Source organism: Sneathia sp. DSM 16631 (genome assembly GCF_014892235.1).
GTDB classification, from domain to species: domain Bacteria; phylum Fusobacteriota; class Fusobacteriia; order Fusobacteriales; family Leptotrichiaceae; genus Sneathia; species Sneathia vaginalis.
The window spans coordinates 1-203 of record NZ_JADBHL010000059.1; the positions used below are offsets into that span (position 1 = coordinate 1).

1 protein-coding gene is annotated in these 203 nt (G+C 33.5%); it reads left to right on the top strand.

Annotation, left to right across the window (positions count from 1 at the left end; all coding sequences use genetic code 11):
* Positions 1-203 (top strand): hypothetical protein (locus IMK15_RS06415; protein ID WP_226869242.1); only part of this gene is annotated, 203 nt, incomplete at both ends.

The following is a 203-nucleotide window of genomic DNA, read 5'->3' on the forward strand; positions in this document are numbered from 1 at the left end:
GGTAAGGGTCATGTTACTGTACAAGGTGAAAACAAACATATCAAAGGTAATGTAACTATTAGTGCTGATGGTAAGTTCGGTGCTGATAATACTAATGGTGTTAACAAGTTAGAAGGTAATGCTAATACTAATGGTACTGCTACTATTAAAGGTCAAAACAGTATTGTTAATGGTGAGGTTACTTTAAATGCTAACTCTAATGT